This window comes from Pseudomonas sp. GW822-FHT02E03 (genome assembly GCF_058802325.1).
In genome coordinates, this window is sequence record NZ_JBXAOA010000096.1 from 1 (window position 1) to 1,380 (window position 1,380).

At 56.7% G+C, this 1,380-nt stretch carries 1 protein-coding gene; it reads right to left on the reverse strand.

Annotated features, from left to right (window positions below; translation table 11 throughout):
• Positions 1-20: 20 nt before the first annotated feature.
• The gene (locus tag AC1RQB_RS28185) at positions 21-1,274 is read right to left on the reverse strand and encodes a transposase (RefSeq protein ID WP_063340274.1); all 1,254 of its coding nucleotides are present in this window, start codon (positions 1,272-1,274) and stop codon (positions 21-23) included.
• Positions 1,275-1,380: the final 106 nt, after the last annotated feature.

Consider the following 1,380-nt stretch of genomic DNA (forward strand, 5'->3'; position numbering starts at 1 on the left):
GCATAGGTATCTACACATCTCTAAAGTCTTCGGCTGGCCACCCAGCCGATGGCTTCTTTAGCGAAACCCGCCAGCTCCTGAGGCGTGTATTGCTCCAGCGTCTCGCACATCGCCAAAAGCATGTACAGACCGGCGAGCACCGCAGAAGCCGTTACCGGTTGAGAGCGTTTCATTTGACGACCAGACAAACGGACCAAAAACTCTCGGGTTTGCTCGGCAAACTCACCTTCGGCCCGCATTAGGCGCCAGCTGACTGCACACGCCTGACTAGCGATCAGCAGCCGTTTGAACACGGCTTCGCCGCTTTCCTGCTGCCAGTTTTCCAGCTGATGTCCGCCGCCTTTGAGCAGTTTGAAGTAGGACTCGATACGCCAACGCCAGTAATACCAGAGTGCCAATCGTTCAGCCGCAACCTCGGGCCCAAGGTTGCTCAACAAATACCATTCGGCCAACAGATGGCCGTTGTCCCCAATTATTCGGCTAACGACCAGTCGGGCAGGTAAAGGCTCGCCAGACTTGCGTAACGTCTTGCGGTCGGCCCGGTCTTTGGTGAAGGGCTGGGCTTGACGAGTCAGCACAACGGCCGTTTCTCCCACCCATTGAATGGCGGATTTTCCTTTGTAGTCGACCTTGCGGGTTTCGCTGTAGCTCATTTGGCTGGCGATTTGGCTCAGAGGCCTGGACTGGCCTTCATGACTGGCCGTGGAACCCGCCTTGACCCGCACCAGCCATTGCCGACCCTCGGCCTGCCACTGTCTCAAATGAGCGACCGAATCAGCCTCTCGATCCACGACATGGACAAGAGGCTTGGCAAAACTCTGCTGCTCCAGCCAAGTGATGCGTTGTGTCAGTTCATTGAGGTGTTTTTCAGGGGCCAGCACTTCTTCGGCTCGCGTGCTGAGAACGCCGTCCCTGGTCGCCAGGTTTTGAGTGGGAGTACAGATCGGTGCGCCGTCACGATCCGTGACCAGCAGGCTGCTTTGCAGTTCGTAACCGATGTCACCCCGATGGCTCATTTGCAGGCGATCAGCCTTGCTGTGGTGATGCATGTAATTGAGACGAGACCAATCGTGCATGACCAGCGCGTAATCATCGCAGTCATCCCGGCAACCCTCGTGGGCCAGCGCCAGTAGCGGTTTAACCAGATCAACGGGCCTGACCCGGTCATTGCTCAAAAATCTCCAGAGCGCTTGCGTCTGCGCAAAAGCCTTGTCGCTTCGCGGCAAGGCTTTCATCCCGGCGGCCAGCGCCGGTAGTCCATTACTGTGTCCCATGACTAACTCGTCGTATCGTTTTGTCAGTCGGGCATCTAGCCCGGTCATTTGATATCCATGCCGTCCTTTTATAGACCAGGATCGGGAGATGTGTAGATACCGATGC

Excerpts from the sequence above, each read along its gene's own strand:
- AC1RQB_RS28185 (WP_063340274.1), bottom strand. The coding sequence starts at position 1,274 with ATGGGACACAGTAATGGACTACCGGCGCTGGCCGCCGGGATGAAAGCC.